This window comes from Iocasia fonsfrigidae (assembly GCF_017751145.1).
GTDB lineage: Bacteria > Bacillota > Halanaerobiia > Halanaerobiales > DTU029 > Iocasia > Iocasia fonsfrigidae.
Genome location: NZ_CP046640.1, coordinates 1,283,047 through 1,299,946 on the forward strand (window position 1 = coordinate 1,283,047; position 16,900 = coordinate 1,299,946).

The window sequence follows — 16,900 nt, forward strand, 5'->3', positions numbered from 1 at the left end:
ATGTCAGCAAGATATGTCTATCTGGCTATGTTTATTTATATTGTAATTGGCTGCTGGCTTGCATATGCTGCCCGTGTCGATATGAAAAAAGATATTATGGATTATTTTCTAGGTGGGAGATCTACCGGGGGGATTGTTGCTGCACTATCATACAGTGCAACTACTTATAGTGCTTTTATGATGGTTGGACTGGTGGGTTTTACATATTCAGGTGGTGTTGGAGCTCTGGGGTTTGAGCTTGTTTATCTGGCTGGCTTATCATTAGTAGCCTTTTTTGGGCCCAGATTCTGGCTCCTGGGGAAAAAATACAGTTATATTTCACCGTATGAAATGTTAGCTGATCGGTATAATAATAAATGGATTTCTATTATATCTTCTTTCACTGCTTGTATCTTTTTAATTCCTTATCTTTCGGTACAGCTAATGGGGGTTGGTTATTTAATGAACGGTCTATCAGATGGGGAAATTCCTTTTATGATTGGAGTACTGATAGCAACTGTTTTGGCGATTGTCTGGGCCCTTGTTGCTGGTCTGCGTTCAGTAACCTGGACAGACTCATTACAATCTTTAATTATGATTATAGTTAGTGTTTTAGTCTTATTGTTTATTGTTTACAGCAGATTAGGCGGTTTTCTTAATTTTTTTGCTATACTTGAAAAAGATTTTCCAGAGTTTTTGTCTGTTCCTGGTCCTGGTTTTTTTAATTTCAAGACATTTCTTGGACTTACTCTACCCTGGTTTTTCTTTTCAATTTCGAATCCCCAGGTTAGTCAACGGCTATTTATTCCCGATTCTTTGAGATCAATGAGGACTATGATTAAAGGTTTTCTGGTTTTTGGCTTTATTTATACCATGGTTTCAGTTTTCTGGGGTTTTACTGCTTTGATATTACTGCCAGGTCTAGAGAGTGCAGATATGGCTACCCCTGTTTTACTGGGTTCCACTTATGTACCAGTAACGCTCGCCTTGTTCGCTATGGTTGGTATTACTGCAGCGGCTATTTCTACAATTGATTCTATTATGCTAACCTTGTCTTCCCTGGTATTGCGGGACTTATATCCAAAAAAGAATAGGGATCAAAAAAACAACCTGGATTTAGTAACTCCCAGGGTGATCATTATTTTAATAGCATTTCTAGGGTTTTTATTTGCCAGTCAGCAGTTTGATTTGATAGCAGCCCTGTCAGTGGCTTCTTCAGTAGGTTTACTGATAGTAGTTCCGACTATATTTGGTGCTTTTTTCTGGCGTAAATCTACTGCAGCAGGTTCTATTACCAGTCTTTTAAGTGGTTGTTTTACTGCCGTTTATCTACAGTTTACAGGATGGAGTCCCTGGGGTTATCCAGCAGGTGTCTGGACTTTAGTAATTAGTTCACTGACTTTTATAATTGTAAGTTTGCTGACAATTCCACCAGAGGAAAAGGCTGATGAACTACTAGATTATCTAGATAAAGAATTAAGCAAGCGGAATATACTATAAACCAGGTAATTGATTTGTTTTTTTTATAAATTTATGCAGGATTTTTTTTATAAAAGTTGAAGGTAATATATGGGTTTAAGTTAAATTGCAATGTATTCTGGAATTTATAGAGGAGGGAGTTATATCAAGAAGATAGGTCAGGTAATACTGGGATTGAGTATCTTTTTATTGATTGGCACTGGGCTGTATTATTCCTTAAGTAGTATTTTTCAGGATTCTTCAATGCCGGTAGTGGTCAGGGTTGGAATAATAGGTGTAATACTGGGGCTGATTATTCTTCTTTATAGTTTAATAAAAGAAAGGATGGAGGATCTTAAAGATGATAATAGTGAATACTAGTCAAATTGCTGGTAAAGAAATAAGTGAAGTCCTTGGTCTGGTCAGAGGAAATACTATTAGGGCACGTCATGTTGGGCAGGATATTATGGCAGGTCTAAGAAATATTGTAGGCGGTGAAGTAAAAGAATATACCCAGATGATTAGTGAGGCCAGGGAAGAAGCCCTGAAAAGGATGGTATCTGAAGCTGAGAAATTAGAGGCAGATGCTGTTATTAATATTCGTTTTACTACTTCCCAGGTTATGGGTGGTGCAGCTGAAATACTTGCCTATGGCACAGCTGTCAAAATAGGTTGATTATTAATTAAGTCTGGGTGGCGTAGCCATTTTGTTCAAGTTTAGGAAACTATGCAATTTTTAAATTGTGGATAAATTTAAAGGCCGACAAATATATTTGTTTCCCTTGTCGTGCACCACAGGTACTCCGTATTTAACTAGACCATACAAGAACAGTTTGAGGTTGCGCTACAGCGTCCTGCTTACGCTTACTGTCGAGAAATTGTCTTCCGGTTCACTGACTCTTCTTTTATTACGCATAGTTGAGTCAGCATCAGGCCATCGAGGCCAAGTTCCGTACCTCCAGCCAATTTCTAGAGTCGTACAACAAATATATTTGTCTGGCTAATAGTTTGTTGATTAACTATGTGTAATAAATAGTTGACTTAAGAAAGCTGATATATTTGATTAAGTTTGGGTGGCGAAGCCAATTTGTTGATCCTAAAGTTACTTATATCAGATAAATAATAAATACATATTAAGACACTTATAAAATATAGAGGAGGTAATTAATTGTGTTAAAGTCCAAAAAAGAATATTACCGGATTAAGGGGAATGAGCTGATTAAGAATTTTAAGAAGAGGAATATAGAGGGCTACTATTGTTCTACAGGAGAAGAAGCCGTCAAAAAGGCTCTGGAATTAATAAAAGAGGGTTCTACAGTATCCTGGGGTGGTTCAATGACTTTAGAGCAAATTGGTTTATTGGAGAAATTAAAGGAATCTAATCTAAAATTGTTGGATAGGAGTACTGCTGAAAATGCTGATGAAAGGGCAGAGATATATTATAAAACCTTTAATTGCGATTATTTCTTAATGAGTTCAAATGCAATTACCCAGGATGGCAAATTAGTAAATATTGATGGGAATGGTAATAGGATAGCTGCCCTTATATATGGGCCCAAAAATGTTATTGTGATAGCAGGTATGAATAAAGTTACTAAAGATGAAGAGAGTGCAATGAAGCGTATAAGAAATTGTGCTTCACCGATAAATGCCATCAGGCTGGAACAGAATACACCTTGTACTCAAACTGGTCACTGTCATGAGTGTTTAACAGAGGATTGTATTTGCTGTCAAATGCTGGTGACTAGAAAATCAAGACATGACGGTCGTATAAAGGTAATACTTGTAGGTGAAGAACTGGGCTTTTAAAAAACATATATTTTATAGTTCCCCGAAATGAGCAATTAGGCGGGGATTTTTTATATATTATTATATGAAAGTTAAAATAAAAGAATTATTAAATAAGGCTCTTTCATAATAACACTTTTGCATACTTGAATTGTTATCCAGACGATTAAAACGGAGCAGAATTTAGTAAAGACAATTATGAAAAAGGCTGTTTTCCTGTTTGACCGTAGGGAGTTTAAAACAGCCCATAATTGGCTGGTACTAAATTCGTTGCGGAGTTTTTGTGTGGGAACAATCAATTATGCAAGACGCTTAAATAAGTATTTCTTTAATTTAATAAATCAATAAAAAAAATTATAGGATCATTTTTCTTTTTCTATTGACATAATAATCTTTTTTTTGTAAAATAAAAACTGAAAACACTAAATTGGTTTCCTTAATGAAGATGAACTTCTGTTCTGCTGTTTTTGCTGAGGAGGGGAAAATAATCATGGGCGGCAAGACCAATAGAGAAAGAGAGCGAATTTTAGCAAAAGCCAGGGATTTATTTTTCTCTTATGGTTATTCAAAGATAACGATGGATGAATTAGCTGCTGAGCTAAAGATGAGTAAAAAAACCATTTACAATATTTTTGCCAGTAAAAGGGACTTATTAGATGAGGTAATAAGAAATCATTTTAAGGATATCAAGGAGGAAATAGAAACACAGTTAAATAAAGAAATGTCTTTTCAGGGGATGCTGAAAAGATTATTATTAATTATTAATCAAAAGACATCATTAATTAATATTAGAGCACTTGATGATATTAAAAAAAACAGTCCTGATTCCTGGAAAATGATTAATAAATATCGGGAATCATTTTTACAGACCCGTTTAAAAGAAATATTTCAAAAAGGGATTAAGGAAGGGGTTATTAAGGAGGGTATTCCACTTGAATTAATAGTACTGGTGACTATGAATTTAATTCGCAATATTACACCACCTGAACTAATGGGTTTTCCATATTCTTTTGATCAGGTTTTAGAAATGATTATAGAAATAATTATTGAAGGTATTATTGTTAGAGAGGAGTAATATATATGAAGATAGGAGTACCACGGGCCTTGCTATATTATTATTATTTTCCCTTCTGGGAATCTTTTTTTAATAATCTTGGCTGTGAGCTAGTAGTTTCTGATAAAACGTCAGAAGTGTTGATTAATAGAGGGATAAAGAACTCTGTTTCTGAAATATGCGTGCCTATTAAGGTATATATCGGTCATGTATTTAATTTACTTGATAAAGGTGTGGATTATATTTATGTTCCGAGGTTTATCAGTATTAAGAAAAATATAACCTTCTGTCCAAAATTTTTAGGTCTGCCTGATATGATTAGAAATTCACTCCAAGGAGTAGAGGGAAAGATTTTAAGTAATTATATTGAAGCCAGGAGTGATGATATTTCTAATTATAAAAATTATCTTGGTTTTATGGATAAGTTAGGGGTATCCCGTTCGACACTGAAAAATGCTGCTAAAAAAGCCCGTAAGGTCTGGCTGAATTTTCGTGAGAAAAGCAGGCAGGGTTTATTTATAGACCAGATTTTAAATGATAGAATAATTACTGGGGCAAGTAATAATGAGATTACAATAGGTGTTGTAGGTTATGTCTATAATGTCTATGACCAGTTTATTAGTATGGATTTTATTGATCGACTAAGAGAGATGAAAGTAAATGTTTTGACTTTTGAAATGCTTGAGACTAAAAAGATTGAAGAGCAAGTGGGTAAATTTGCTAAAAAGATGTTCTGGGAGTTTACCAATAAATTACTTGGTGCGGGTTATCACTTTATCCATTCCCCTCAAGTAGATGGTATTATTCATATAACTGCCTTTGGTTGTGGGCCAGATTCTATTTTAGGACCATTTCTGGATACAGAAGCCGAAGCCTTTAATAAACCTTTAATGAGACTGCGGATCGATGAGCAAACAGGTGAAAGTCATTTGATTACCAGAATAGAGGCCTTTACAGATATGATTAGGGCCAAAAAAGAAGAAGAGGAAGGGGGGAGTTTCAGGTGAAAATAACTTTTCCACATATGGGGTCACCGTTAATTTATACTAAATTATTTGAATTACTTGGTCATGAGGTTATTGTTCCTCCCAAGCCTACCCAAAAAACTATCAATCTGGGGGTGAAATACAGCCCTGAATTTGCTTGTTTCCCTTTAAAGGTATTACTCGGTACCTATCTGGAAGCAATTGAGATGGGTGCAGATACTATTGTTTCCAGTGGTGGGAATGGCCCCTGTAGGGCCGGTTACTATGGGGAAGTACATCAAAGATTAATAAGGAATATGGGTTTAGATATTGATTTTATCATTTTTGATGAACTAAAGAGGGATTATAAAGGATTTATTAATAAATTAAAGAAGTTAAAGGGTCAACATTCCTGGTTTGACTTATATAAAATTGTAAAGACTGCGTATAAAATGGCTGTCTCAACTGATAAGGTAAAAAAGTTTATTGAACACAAACGGCCTTATATAAGTGATAAAAAGAAATTAAACAAGGTTAAACTTGCTATTGAGGATCAATACAGGGAAATAAAGACAGAGCAAGATATAGTCAGGGTTGAAGAATATGCCTTTAAAATACTGAAAGGTCTCGATATTGAGGAAAAAACAGGAGCTGAGAAATTAAAGATAGGTATAGTGGGAGAGATTTATGTTGTTATGGAATCAGGTATCAATTTTAACCTGGCTGAGTTGTTAAATGATTTTGGGGTTGAAGTAGAGATGTCCCATTATATTTCAGAATGGATACAGGAGAATTTAATTCCCTTTGTTTCCCATGAAAAAGAGATTATGAAAAAAGCTGAAGACTATATTGAAACAATTATTGGCGGACATGCCAAACAGAATGTTGGTCATATTGTTGATTATAAAGAACGGGGATTTGATGGTATAGTTCATTTGAAACCATTTGGCTGTCTACCGGAACTGGTTACCCAGAGTATCTTAGATAAAATCTCTGATGACCTGGATTTACCTATTTTATCCCTTTCTATAGACGAGCAGATGGCAACTGCTAATGTTATGACAAGGATTGAGGCCTTTATAGATATGATTAAACAAAAAAAATACAAAAGGAGTAGTGACCATGAAAGACATGTATTTGGGTATTGACATAGGTTCTGTAAGTATCAATGTTATAGCAATAGATTCAAAAAATGAGATTCTTTTTAAGTCTTACTGCCGTAATTCAGGTGAGCCTGTGGAAATAGTAAAAGAGGTCTTAACAGACCTTCAGGAAAAGGTTAAAAACAGATACAATGTTAAAGGAGTAGGAGTGACCGGAAGCGGCAGGCAGTTAATTGGCTACATACTGGGGGCAGATGTTGTTAAAAATGAAATTACTGCCCATGCAACAGCTACAATTTATTATCACCCTGATGTCAGTACTATCTTTGAAATAGGTGGGCAGGATTCAAAACTCATAATAGTCAAGGATAGGATAGTAACTGATTTTGCTATGAATACTGTCTGTGCTGCTGGGACAGGTTCTTTTCTTGATCATCAGGCCCAGCGTTTAGGGGTAAAGATCGAGGAGTTTGGAGAACTGGCCCTGACAGCTGAGAGGGATGTCAGAATAGCTGGTAGGTGTACTGTTTTCGCTGAGTCAGATATGATCTCTAAACAGCAGTATGGTTTTACCAAGGCGGAAATAATAAAGGGTTTATCAGAGGCCCTGGTCAGGAACTATATTAATAATATAGTCAGGGGTAAAAAGATTAAACCAGTATATGTCTTCCAGGGTGGGGTAGCTGCTAATGTTGGTATCAAAGCTGCCTTTGAGAAAGAGATCGGCAGTGAGGTTATTATACCGGAGCATTTTAATGTTATGGGGGCAATTGGTATAGCAATAATTGCCCGTAATTACATCCTTAAAAATGAGACAGATACAAATTTTAAAGGTTTTGCAGTGACCAGGGATAGTTTTAATACAAGTACCTTTACCTGTAGTGGTTGTCCGAATATGTGTGAAGTTATTAAAATCCAGGCAAATGGGACAACTATTGCTATGACAGGGGATAGGTGTGGTAAATGGTCAAATTCACTTAAGAGCAGTGAGGATCTTCTGGATACTACTACAGCCTAATAATATAAGAGGAAGTACTCAAATGAGTACTTCCTGGTTAAGTCATTTAATTTCCATAATTGACAACATGAATTCCTCCAGGTTTTTTATCTCAGATGAAGGTAGTTCCTGGTGGCTCTCAATAAACAGTAAGTAATTATCTGTCAGTGGTATTTTAACTGCTTTTACATAAAGCTCTTTACCGGCTCCGGTCAGATATGAGATTCGTTTGCCTAGCATCTCGGCTATATATATTTTCCTTTTGGGAAAGTAATCTACATATTTTTTACAGAGGGTTTTAAAGATTTGTTTTAATGTCTGCTGGTTTTCTTCGGCGATTTTCTTCTGGACATCAGTAAAAAATTCTTTCAATTTATTTTTATTATACGAAGACATCACGTTTACCTTCTTCAATTAAAGCGAGTTTTTCTACAATCATTTCCTTCCTTGCCTGATCTTTTACAGCCATTTCCTTTAGATTTTCTGCAATTAATTTTTCGCCTGCTTTAATTGTTTCAGGGGAGGCATAATCAAGTAGGTATTCCTTAAAAGTAAGGATAGCATTTGGCATACAAAATTTATGTACTAAACCAGGTTTGGCAAAGGACATGAAGTGTTCGCCTGTCCTGCCGCATCTGTATCCTGCTGTACAAAATGAGGGTACAAAGCCCAGTTCACATGCTTCAGCTATAACCTCATCAAGGGAACGGATATCTCCTAGATGGAATTGTTCTTTTTCAGGGATATAGCCTTCTTCACTCTGTTTATACCCACCAATCCCTATTCTGGAACCAGCATCAATCTGGGTTACCCCCAGAGGTATCATTTCTTTTCTAATTTTAGCACTTTCCCGGGCAGTTAAGATTAAGCCAGTATAAGGGACTGATAAGCGGATAATGGCAATAATTTTTTTGAAATCTTCATCTGAGACATGATATTTTTTATTATTGTAAAAGGGGGTATTAATTGCTGGTTCAATCCTGGGGATTGAAATAGTATGTGGCCCAACACCAAATTTTTCTTCCAGGTGGATAGTATGATAAAGCAGCCCCATTACTTCAAACTTCCAGTCATATAGACCGAAAAGGGCCCCAATACCCAGGTCATCGATACCTGCCTCCATAGCTCTATCAAGACCATAGAGCCTCCACTGATAGTCACTTTTTTGATCACCTTTGGGGTGAATTAGTGAATATGTCTGGTGGTGATATGTTTCTTGAAATATCTGGAAGGTACCAATCCCTGTATCATGTAGTTTCCTGTATTCATCAACTTCCAGTGGGGCAGCATTAATATTAACCCGGCGTATTTCCCCCTGTTCTGTTTTAGTGTCATAGGCCTTTCTTATTGTTTTACAGATAAAATCTGCATTATAATCAGGATGTTCTCCATAAACAAGGATAAGCCTTTTCTGACCCTTGTTTTCCAGGATTAAGACCTCTTCTTCTAATTCATCCATGGTCAGGGTTTTTCTTTCGACAGCTTCATTATCTCGCCTGAAGGCACAGTATAAACAATTATTTATACATCTGTTTCCAATATATAGTGGTGCAAAGAAAACAATTCTATTGCCATATACAGATTGCTTTACCTGACCAGCCAGTTGATAAATTTCTTCTAGCAAATCTGTGTCATTGACCTGTAGTAATTTGGCTGTTTCTTCTGGGTTAAGCCTGTTTTTTTCTTTAGATTTAGCCATAATCTCTCTTATTTCAAGGGGATCAGGTTCTTTAGAACTTTCCAGTAAATTATGAATCTCTCTGTCGTTAATAAAATCCTTCATAATATTAAAACCCTCCTATTAATAATTATTTAGCTTTGTTTTTAAACACTTAAGACTATCTCCTCTGGACATATCTATCTTAAAACCTGACCTTTCAACCCTTTTTTTTATTTCACTTAAGTTAGAGACATCTGTATTACCTTTATTTTGATAGATTTCATATTTACCCCTGCTTATAGCAGGTGAGATTACAGGCATAATAACATTGGCACCGGCTTTTAATCCTTTTTCCCAGCCTTTTTTATCAAGGGTATTGACAGCGGTAGTTACCGGCAGTAGTGTTTCTGGTAATAAAAGACGTATAAGTGATAAGAGCAGAAGAGTTTTATCAACAGAACCAGTTTGGCTTCCAGCTAAAGGGGTTTTCGGATGTGGTATCAAAGGTCCTATACCGACCATGTCTGGATTTAGTTTCTTTAAAAATAGTAATTCTTCAGTCAGTATTTTATTTGTCTGGCCAGGTAGACCTACTATAAACCCTGCTCCAACCTGATAGCCAATTTTTTTTAAGTTTTTAAGACATTGTAGCCTTCTGCTATAACTCATATCTGGATGATATTTCTTATATAGCTCTTTTGAAATACTTTCATGTCTTAAAAGAAATCTATCTGCCCCTGCCTGGTAAAATCTCTGGTAGCTTTTATAGGGGTATTCACCTATCGAGAGAGTTATTGCTGCCTCAGGGTGGTTTGATTTTAGCCTTTGCAGTAGTTTGATTAGTATATCTTCTTTGAAAAAATCGTCCTCACCACTTTGCAGGACAAATGTTCTATAACCGTGCTGATAGGCCAGCAGGCAACATTTAATTATTTTTTTTACTGAAAGCCGATAGCGCTTTATCTCCCTATTATTATTTCTGATTCCGCAGTAATAGCAATTGTTTCTACAGTAGTTTGAGAATTCCAGTAATGCTCGCAGATAAACTTTTTTCTGATATGTTTTTAAAACAGTCTTTTCTGCATAATTAAAAAGGATCTCTTTATTGCTGTCGTCAACCTTATTTAAGATGTAGAGGATGTCTTTAGATGCCAGTTGGTTTTCTAGATATAACTGTCTTAATAAATCCCTTAATCTGCTGTCCATATTATATTTCCTTTTTAGAAATAGATATTTTCACATTTACACCTTCAATATTACCAAGTTTACCTGTTAGGCTATTAATATTATCAATACTGCCGACGACGATTATAGATATAGCAGCAACCCCTTTATCAGGAAGGGGTAATCCCAGCCGTCCCCTGATTAAATCTTTAAATTCCGCAATAGTACTATTAAATTTGTGCTGAGATTTGGCTGGATTATCTAGAACTGCTGCAACAACTGCTATTTTTTCCTCCATATTCTTAACCCTCCTTCGTATTTCTGGCTAAAAAAGAAAAAATCCCCAATGAAAGGGGAGTGGAATATATTTATTCCAGTTCCTTTCAGGTTAGATTCAGCTATCTTTCCTGTCAGGTCTTAGATAGATTATATTTCAGTCAATTTAAGGGAACATCCCTCAAAAAGACTGAAACGTTTTGTGAAGTAAAGAACAACCTTATAATAAGTTTATATCATTTACTTAAGTATGTCAATAATAAAAATGTTCTGTTTGTAGACTATACTAATATAATTATTGATTATTAGATATAATAGTGGTATACTATTAATGGGCATATGTTCAAAAAAAGAAAGGGGTGATTTTGAATGCCAGCTGGAAATGGAACAGGACCTCAAGGAACTGGTCCAATGACTGGTAGGGGACTGGGCACTTGTACTGAAGCAGCTAATGAAGATAGAATTAAAACAGCAGCGGGGCCTCGTAGATATATGGCTTACCGTAGAGGAAATAGAACTGGTAGAAAAAGAGGCAGTGGTCGAAACCTATCATAAGTAATTAATTTGTGCTTGATATTATTTGAAATCTGGTTAAAGGTATTCCCCTTCAGGTTTTTGTAATAATCTGAAGGGGAATGTCTTTAAAATAAAAACTGGAGGTAATAATTATTATGAAAAGAGATGTAAAGGAATTTAAATCATGTTTAAAACCGTCACCTGATGTTGTTGTTTCTTGTCGTGGAGCGAATGGGCAAGACAATGCACTTGTAGTAGCATATGCCTGCAATTGCAGTTATGATCCCCCAATGGTTATGGTAGGTATAGTACCTAGTAGGTATTCGTATCATATGGTAAAAGAAACGGGTGTTTTTGTAGTTAATTTGGTGGCAGAGAAAAATAAAGAGGCTTTTGACTATTTAGGGAGTCATAGCGGTAGGGATGAAAATAAATTAGAAAAATTGTCGTTGAATTATAAAGAAGGGGTTAAGGTTGCAGCACCAGTATTGCTGGATTTTCCAGTTAATATTGAATGTGAAGTGGTTGATTCTATAAAAACAGGCTCTCATGAGATGTTTGTAGGAAAAGTAGTATATATTCATGCAGATGAAGAACTAATTGATGATGAGGGTAGAATAGTTTTTTCAAGAATCAAATAACTCATACATACCCTGTACAAATAGTGAAGAGGGGGGGAAAAATGTCTAATGAGTATGAGAAAATAATAAACTGTATAGAAGGAAAGGGGGTTAGATTGACACCCCAGCGTAGGGCAGTTATTAATGTTTTTATTGAGAATAAGGATCAGCACCTGACAGCAGCTGATATATATGATCTCTTGAAAGTAAAGAATAGATCATTAGGTCTGGCTACAATATACAGAACATTAAACCTACTGGAGAATAAAGGTGTAGTAGTAAGAAGAAATTTTGATAGTGAGACCAGCAGTTACGAATTTATTATTAATCAGTCAGAACATAATCATTTAATTTGTAAAAGCTGTGGAAAGGTAATTGAAATACCTGACTTATTACCAGATAATTTCAAGGAAATTATTTTTGAACAGGAAAAGTTCCATTATATAGCACACAGTACTAAAGTTTATGGTTATTGTCAGGACTGTCAGAAAGAATTAAGGGAAGAAAAAAATAATAATCAAGGAGTGAATTAATGAAACTTTTAATCACTTGTGAAGATAATAATAATCAATTTAAGAGTAAATTTGATGCCAGGTTCGGTCGTGCTAATTATTTTGCAATATAGAAACAGGTGAATTAGAATTTATAAAAAAGTTATTACAGACAAAAGTGGCAACTTATATGCAAGTTGCCGCTTAACCTACGTTTATTTGTGGAATGGAAGTGATTTAATATATTTTAGCTAAAATTAGTAAATTGTTTACGCCAAGTCCATGGATAATGGATTCCAAGAATAAAGTTTCGTGCCAGTACAATAGTATTGATTGTTCGTTTGCTTGCTGTGTGTCAGTCATTGTTTTTCTCAATTAAGTTGGTCAAATCCCCGGTATATGTAAGTGTTAAGCGGTGCATTGCTCGAGTACAGGCAATATATAGTAGGCTACGGTCAAAATCCGTATAATAATTCTTTGTATTGGCTCCAGGAATCAACACCTCGTCAAATTCCAATCCTTTTGACATTCGAACAGAAGTAATAGTTATACCATTTGTGAATTTATCACTGTCTAAGGTAAGTAGTTGGATATCATATTCCTTGCTTAAAACATCAAAAAGGGATTGTGCCTCTTGATTTGTTTTTAAAATAATACCTAATGTCACAAACTTGTTTTTGAAGAAACGAATTATCTCCTCTTTAATTTTGGTAAGTTCATCTTCCAAATCACAGCAAGTGATTATTTTGGGGACATCACCATGTCTTTCAATTGCTTTAAGATCCAATACATTCTGAATCCTTTTTGTAAAAGTAATGATTTCAAAGGTAGAGCGGTAGCTTTTATTCAATTCCATAAATTCGGCATCTGGATAGATTGTGCGCAAGTCGTTGAGCGCATGTATATTGTTTGGGTTTATACTTTGCCCAAAATCACCGAGTATTGTTTTATTACACGGAAAGAGTTTATTTATCACGGTGTATTGTACAGGAGTATAATCCTGCATTTCATCGATAATAAGATGCCGGATGAGCCGGTTTTCTTTCAATCCTTCTAATGCAGCATGAAAATACATGAAGGGATAAACATCTGGCCATTCTAATACTCCTTTTTTATGCAACACCAGCTTTTCCGGCATATTCATAACCTTAAAAAAGTCTTTATAGAGGGCTAAAGTGTTACTAAACTTAAGCATGGAAACCAGCTTTCTATAAATTACCTTCTGCTTAGGTAACTCTTCACCACGGATGTTAGCAATTTTAAATTGTTCAAGAATATCTTCTGATACCCGATGCAACCGTTTTTTTATGGGATGTCTTTGATAAGCGTTATATCGCGTCAATATCCAATCCCGCGTTGCTTTGAAACGACCAAATTCATAATCACTGGGAACAAAATACTCCTTTGCGGCATATTCCAAATAATTGTCCATCATCATAACAAAATCGAGTGTAGACTTAAACTTTGCCCTTTCGTTCCATGCCGAGTCATTTATTTCAATGGGGTCACAATCTGGTTCATAATTTATAACTTTATCCAGTTGAATATCCGCAATGTCAGCAAAGCTCATTTCCCCAATTGGTTCTTCACCTAGTTCGGGTAAAACATTGGAAATATAATCTACAAACACCTTATTGGGAGAAAGTATAACCACATTATTTGCCGATAAGTCGTCTTTGTACCGATACAGTAAATATGCCACCCGGTGTAAGGCAATAGAAGTTTTTCCCGACCCTGCAACACCTTGAATAACCATGGTTCCCGCCTTTTCGTTTCTGATAATCTGGTTTTGTTCCCGTTGAATTGTGGCAATAATTGTTTTCATCTTTTTATCTGATGTATGACTTAACTCTCGCTGTAATACATCATCACGGATGTTTATAGCACTTTCCAAAACATATTCCATCAAACCATTTGATATTTTAAACTGCCGTTTACGAGTAAGCTCACCTTCAATCCTCCCCATCGGCGCTTCATATCCTGCACGTCCCAGCTCATAATCGTAAAACATGCTGGAAATAGGTGCACGCCAATCATAAATAAGGATTTCAGATTTATCTGAAAAAGAAAACCGACCAATATAAAAAACATTAGCATTGTCATCACCATCATAAGTAAAATCAATGCGTGCAAAATAAGGGGAATTGACTAGCTTTGCAAGCTTTTCCCGCAATTGTACTGCAAATATTCCCGAATTTTCAATTTGTTTCATAAGAAGTTCATTTTGACAAATTTCCCGCGGGTCTATCTCATGACGGTAGTCAGCAAGATAGAGTTTGGATTCCATATACTCTCTATCATATTGATTTACCCTTTCTTCCGCCTGTTCTAAAGCATTCTTTAGCCTTATTTTAATCTTTTCAAGGTTCTCAATTTCATCAGGAAATTTTGAAAGCACATCATCGTCATTTTCCACTGTATGATCATGACGGTCAGATGTATTATCTGTCTTCCTGCCTTTTTGTCTTGATTTATTCATTATCTATACACCCCTCCAATCCTTTTGGCAATATCATTTTTTGTGTTGGGTAACCAAATTCGGTCAACAATTCTGCCTCGGCAAAACCAAAATCCTTTAGGATTTTTCTATACCCCGTATCCGCTTTGTCTCCTTTACGGAATGTGGTTATACTGATTTGCTTATTTGTCAAAAGTTCACAAATCACCTTATCTAAAAACAATTGGGTAAGTCCCTGGTTTCGATAAAGTGGGTGAACTCCTAAGAAATCAATACTTCCTGTTTTAAAGGAAATCATCATAATTCCGATAACTATAGAGCCTTCTTTCATAATGAACGCACTATTTTTCTTGATGTAATGTTTTAGTACCTTGACATGCTTATCTTCTTTAAGCTTGGGAAACCCGTCAATAACAAGGCGTACTAAGTCCATCCAAAGTGGAATATCTGCCTTGGTAGCAAGCAGGATTTCGCGTTTTGCGTTCGGTTTTTCTTTTAGCAAATCAAGGTGATTGTCAAATTTATATTCAAGCTGTAATGGATAAAACACCTCATTTTTTCTAAATTGAAGTGGAGATTCTTTGTACATTGCTTTAAAAATAGTGGTAAAAGCCTGTTGGCTTTCATATCCTGCTTTTAAAGCAATATCTATTATTGGTTTTTCAGAAAACACCAGGAGTTTTGCTGCTTCAGTAATTTGTCGTCGTTGCACATAATCGTGTATTGTCAAGCCAACTGTATCTGTAAACATGCGATGCAGATGATATTTTGAATAATTAACAGCGTTTGCAATTAGCTCTAAATCCAATTTTTCTGTAAGATGTTCTTCAATAAATTTAATGACCTCAATTACACTGTCAACCCTGCTCAATTCGCAATTCACCTCCCCGGCATATTAGTATAACAAATTCAAGCACTTCATGTTTTCATCATTCTTGCGCATTTGTGTAATCTTTTAAATTGCCTTATCTAAATCTACAATTTTTTTGCTGATAACGCTTAAATTCAATATTTCTTCTATTATCTCCTTTTTAGAGATATAATTAACAGAAAAATATTTTTTAAAAGAGAAAAGAGAAAAAAATATAGAGAGGGGGCTACTTTATTCAAAGATTTTTCATACTTGTTTTAAAAGAAGGTAAATGATATAATTTTTGTTGGATTATTGAAATAATAAATAAAAAGGATTTGATTATTTCAAACAAATATAGTATAATAGTACGTACAAGTTGTTTGAGGAGGAGCTTTAAATTGGAGAATGCCAAAAACCTATCTAAGTATATTATTGCTAAGAACTTTTATTTAGATTATATAAATAAAAAAGATTTAACTGGTGGTGAATTACTTCCGTCAGAGTTAGAGGTATCAAAAAAATTAGAATTTAGCAGGGATACTGTCAGAAGGGCTCTTAATGAACTGGAAAAAGAGGGGTATATTAATAGAGAGAGAGGCAGAGGTACTTTCTATACCAGGCCGAAAAAACGTTTTGAAGAAAAAAGAGTTGCTATTTTAACTACTTATGTAAGGAACTATATCTTTCCATCGATTATATCGGGGATTGAAGAGGTAGTAAGTGCCAAACATTATACCCTTACTCTGGCCAATACAAATAATGACCCTGCTCTGGAAAGAGAACATCTACGTAAGATTATTGACTCTGGTGTTGATGGTTTGATTATCGAGCCTACTAAAAGTGTTGAAAATAAAAATAAGGATTTATATCAGGAAATCTTTAAGGCCGAAATACCCTTTATAATGATTAATGCTATGTATAAGGAATTAAATACAGCCTATGTGATTTTGGATGATTTGCAGGGTGGTTATATGTCCACAAAATATGTCTTACAGTTAGGACACAGGAAGATAGCTGGTATTTTCAAAAAGGATGACCTACAGGGAGTCTATCGTAAAAAGGGTTTTGTGAATGCCCTGGAGGAATATGGAATTAATCCTGATGAGATTGATATTGGTGGATATTTGACTAATGAGGCTTCTTCATATTCATATTATTACGCAGATAAGATTATTAATAGTGATAAACGTCCGACTGCAATAGTATGTTATAATGATGAAATTGCGGTAAAAGTAATAGATGCTATTAATGACAATGGATTAAGTATACCAGAAGATATTTCAGTAGTTGGTTATGATGATTCAGTGCTGGCTACTACTGGTGGTATAAGATTGACCAGTATTAAACACCCGAAGGTAAAAATGGGTAAGAAGGCAGCCAGATTATTGTTTAATATGATTGAAATGGATGTTGAACAACCTTCTTTTATTTATGAACCGGAGTTAATTGTTCGTTCATCGTGTAAAGAGATTTAAAGTATATTTTTGCTGATGGTTGTACGAACAAATAACTATATTT

At 35.2% G+C, this 16,900-nt stretch carries 18 protein-coding genes; 12 read left to right on the forward strand and 6 right to left on the reverse strand.

What is annotated here, in order from left to right:
• The 8 genes from GM661_RS06100 to GM661_RS06135 all read left to right on the forward strand — a co-directional run bounded on the left by GM661_RS06100 (nt 1) and on the right by GM661_RS06135 (nt 7,365).
• Nucleotides 1-1,479, forward strand: coding sequence for a sodium:solute symporter family protein (locus GM661_RS06100; protein ID WP_230869211.1), 1,479 nt, complete (start codon nt 1-3; stop codon nt 1,477-1,479).
• Between the two features lie 90 nt (nt 1,480-1,569).
• Nucleotides 1,570-1,818, forward strand: coding sequence for a hypothetical protein (locus GM661_RS06105; RefSeq protein WP_230869212.1), 249 nt, complete (start codon nt 1,570-1,572; stop codon nt 1,816-1,818).
• A complete protein-coding gene (locus GM661_RS06110; RefSeq protein ID WP_125989158.1) occupies nt 1,799-2,113 on the forward strand; it encodes a YbjQ family protein in 315 nt (104 codons plus the stop codon). Before GM661_RS06105 ends, GM661_RS06110 begins: the two co-directional genes overlap by 20 nt.
• 494 nt (nt 2,114-2,607) lie before the next feature.
• A complete protein-coding gene (locus GM661_RS06115) occupies nt 2,608-3,246 on the forward strand; it encodes a lactate utilization protein (RefSeq protein WP_230869213.1) in 639 nt (212 codons plus the stop codon).
• Nucleotides 3,247-3,664: 418 nt separating this feature from the next.
• A complete protein-coding gene (locus tag GM661_RS06120; RefSeq protein WP_230869214.1) occupies nt 3,665-4,300 on the forward strand; it encodes a TetR/AcrR family transcriptional regulator in 636 nt (211 codons plus the stop codon).
• 5 nt (nt 4,301-4,305) lie between these two features.
• Complete coding sequence (locus GM661_RS06125) at nt 4,306-5,286, forward strand: acyl-CoA dehydratase activase-related protein (protein WP_230869215.1); 981 nt, start codon at nt 4,306-4,308, stop codon at nt 5,284-5,286.
• Nucleotides 5,283-6,392, forward strand: a complete 1,110-nt coding sequence (locus GM661_RS06130) for an acyl-CoA dehydratase activase-related protein (protein ID WP_230869216.1) — start codon at nt 5,283-5,285, stop codon at nt 6,390-6,392. The genes GM661_RS06125 and GM661_RS06130 overlap by 4 nt, the downstream gene beginning before the upstream one ends.
• Entirely contained in the window at nt 6,367-7,365 is a 999-nt protein-coding gene (locus GM661_RS06135) for an acyl-CoA dehydratase activase (protein ID WP_230869217.1), read from the forward strand. The genes GM661_RS06130 and GM661_RS06135 overlap by 26 nt, the downstream gene beginning before the upstream one ends.
• Nucleotides 7,366-7,407: 42 nt before the next feature.
• Here GM661_RS06135 and GM661_RS06140 read toward each other — a convergent pair whose 3' ends face one another.
• From GM661_RS06140 to GM661_RS06155, 4 genes are read right to left on the reverse strand one after another with little or no spacing between them, the layout of a single operon-like run.
• Nucleotides 7,408-7,740, reverse strand: a complete 333-nt coding sequence (locus GM661_RS06140) for a hypothetical protein (RefSeq protein WP_230869218.1) — start codon at nt 7,738-7,740, stop codon at nt 7,408-7,410.
• Nucleotides 7,727-9,127, reverse strand: coding sequence for a [FeFe] hydrogenase H-cluster radical SAM maturase HydG (hydG, locus tag GM661_RS06145; RefSeq protein ID WP_230869219.1), 1,401 nt, complete (start codon nt 9,125-9,127; stop codon nt 7,727-7,729). Before hydG ends, GM661_RS06140 begins: the two co-directional genes overlap by 14 nt.
• 18 nt (nt 9,128-9,145) lie before the next feature.
• Nucleotides 9,146-10,210 carry a [FeFe] hydrogenase H-cluster radical SAM maturase HydE gene (gene hydE, locus GM661_RS06150; protein WP_230869220.1) on the reverse strand — a complete coding sequence of 355 codons (1,065 nt, stop codon included), beginning with the start codon at nt 10,208-10,210 and terminating at the stop codon, nt 9,146-9,148.
• 1 nt (nt 10,211) lies between these two features.
• Entirely contained in the window at nt 10,212-10,466 is a 255-nt protein-coding gene (locus GM661_RS06155) for a TM1266 family iron-only hydrogenase system putative regulator (RefSeq protein WP_230869221.1), read from the reverse strand.
• A gap of 347 nt (nt 10,467-10,813) precedes the next feature.
• Between GM661_RS06155 and GM661_RS06160 the strand changes: the two genes are divergently transcribed.
• The 3 genes from GM661_RS06160 (at nt 10,814) to GM661_RS06170 (ending at nt 12,113) form a co-directional block, all read left to right on the forward strand.
• A complete protein-coding gene (locus GM661_RS06160; RefSeq protein ID WP_230869222.1) occupies nt 10,814-10,999 on the forward strand; it encodes a DUF5320 domain-containing protein in 186 nt (61 codons plus the stop codon).
• 116 nt (nt 11,000-11,115) lie between these two features.
• A complete protein-coding gene (locus GM661_RS06165) occupies nt 11,116-11,601 on the forward strand; it encodes a flavin reductase family protein (RefSeq protein ID WP_230869223.1) in 486 nt (161 codons plus the stop codon).
• A gap of 41 nt (nt 11,602-11,642) precedes the next feature.
• Complete coding sequence (locus tag GM661_RS06170) at nt 11,643-12,113, forward strand: Fur family transcriptional regulator (protein WP_230869224.1); 471 nt, start codon at nt 11,643-11,645, stop codon at nt 12,111-12,113.
• A gap of 313 nt (nt 12,114-12,426) precedes the next feature.
• On the opposite strand, the gene GM661_RS06175 is transcribed toward GM661_RS06170, so the two are convergent.
• Together GM661_RS06175 and GM661_RS06180 are read right to left on the reverse strand one after the other, a co-directional pair.
• On the reverse strand, nt 12,427-14,550 hold the full coding sequence (locus GM661_RS06175) for a HelD family protein (protein ID WP_230869225.1): 2,124 nt from the start codon (nt 14,548-14,550) through the stop codon (nt 12,427-12,429).
• The gene (locus GM661_RS06180) at nt 14,543-15,400 is read right to left on the reverse strand and encodes a GNAT family N-acetyltransferase (RefSeq protein ID WP_230869226.1); all 858 of its coding nucleotides are present in this window, start codon (nt 15,398-15,400) and stop codon (nt 14,543-14,545) included. Before GM661_RS06180 ends, GM661_RS06175 begins: the two co-directional genes overlap by 8 nt.
• A 380-nt stretch (nt 15,401-15,780) precedes the next feature.
• Here GM661_RS06180 and GM661_RS06185 point away from each other — a divergent pair, with 380 nt between their 5' ends.
• Entirely contained in the window at nt 15,781-16,857 is a 1,077-nt protein-coding gene (locus GM661_RS06185; protein WP_230869227.1) for a GntR family transcriptional regulator, read from the forward strand.
• The last annotated feature ends 43 nt before the right edge of the window (nt 16,858-16,900 follow it).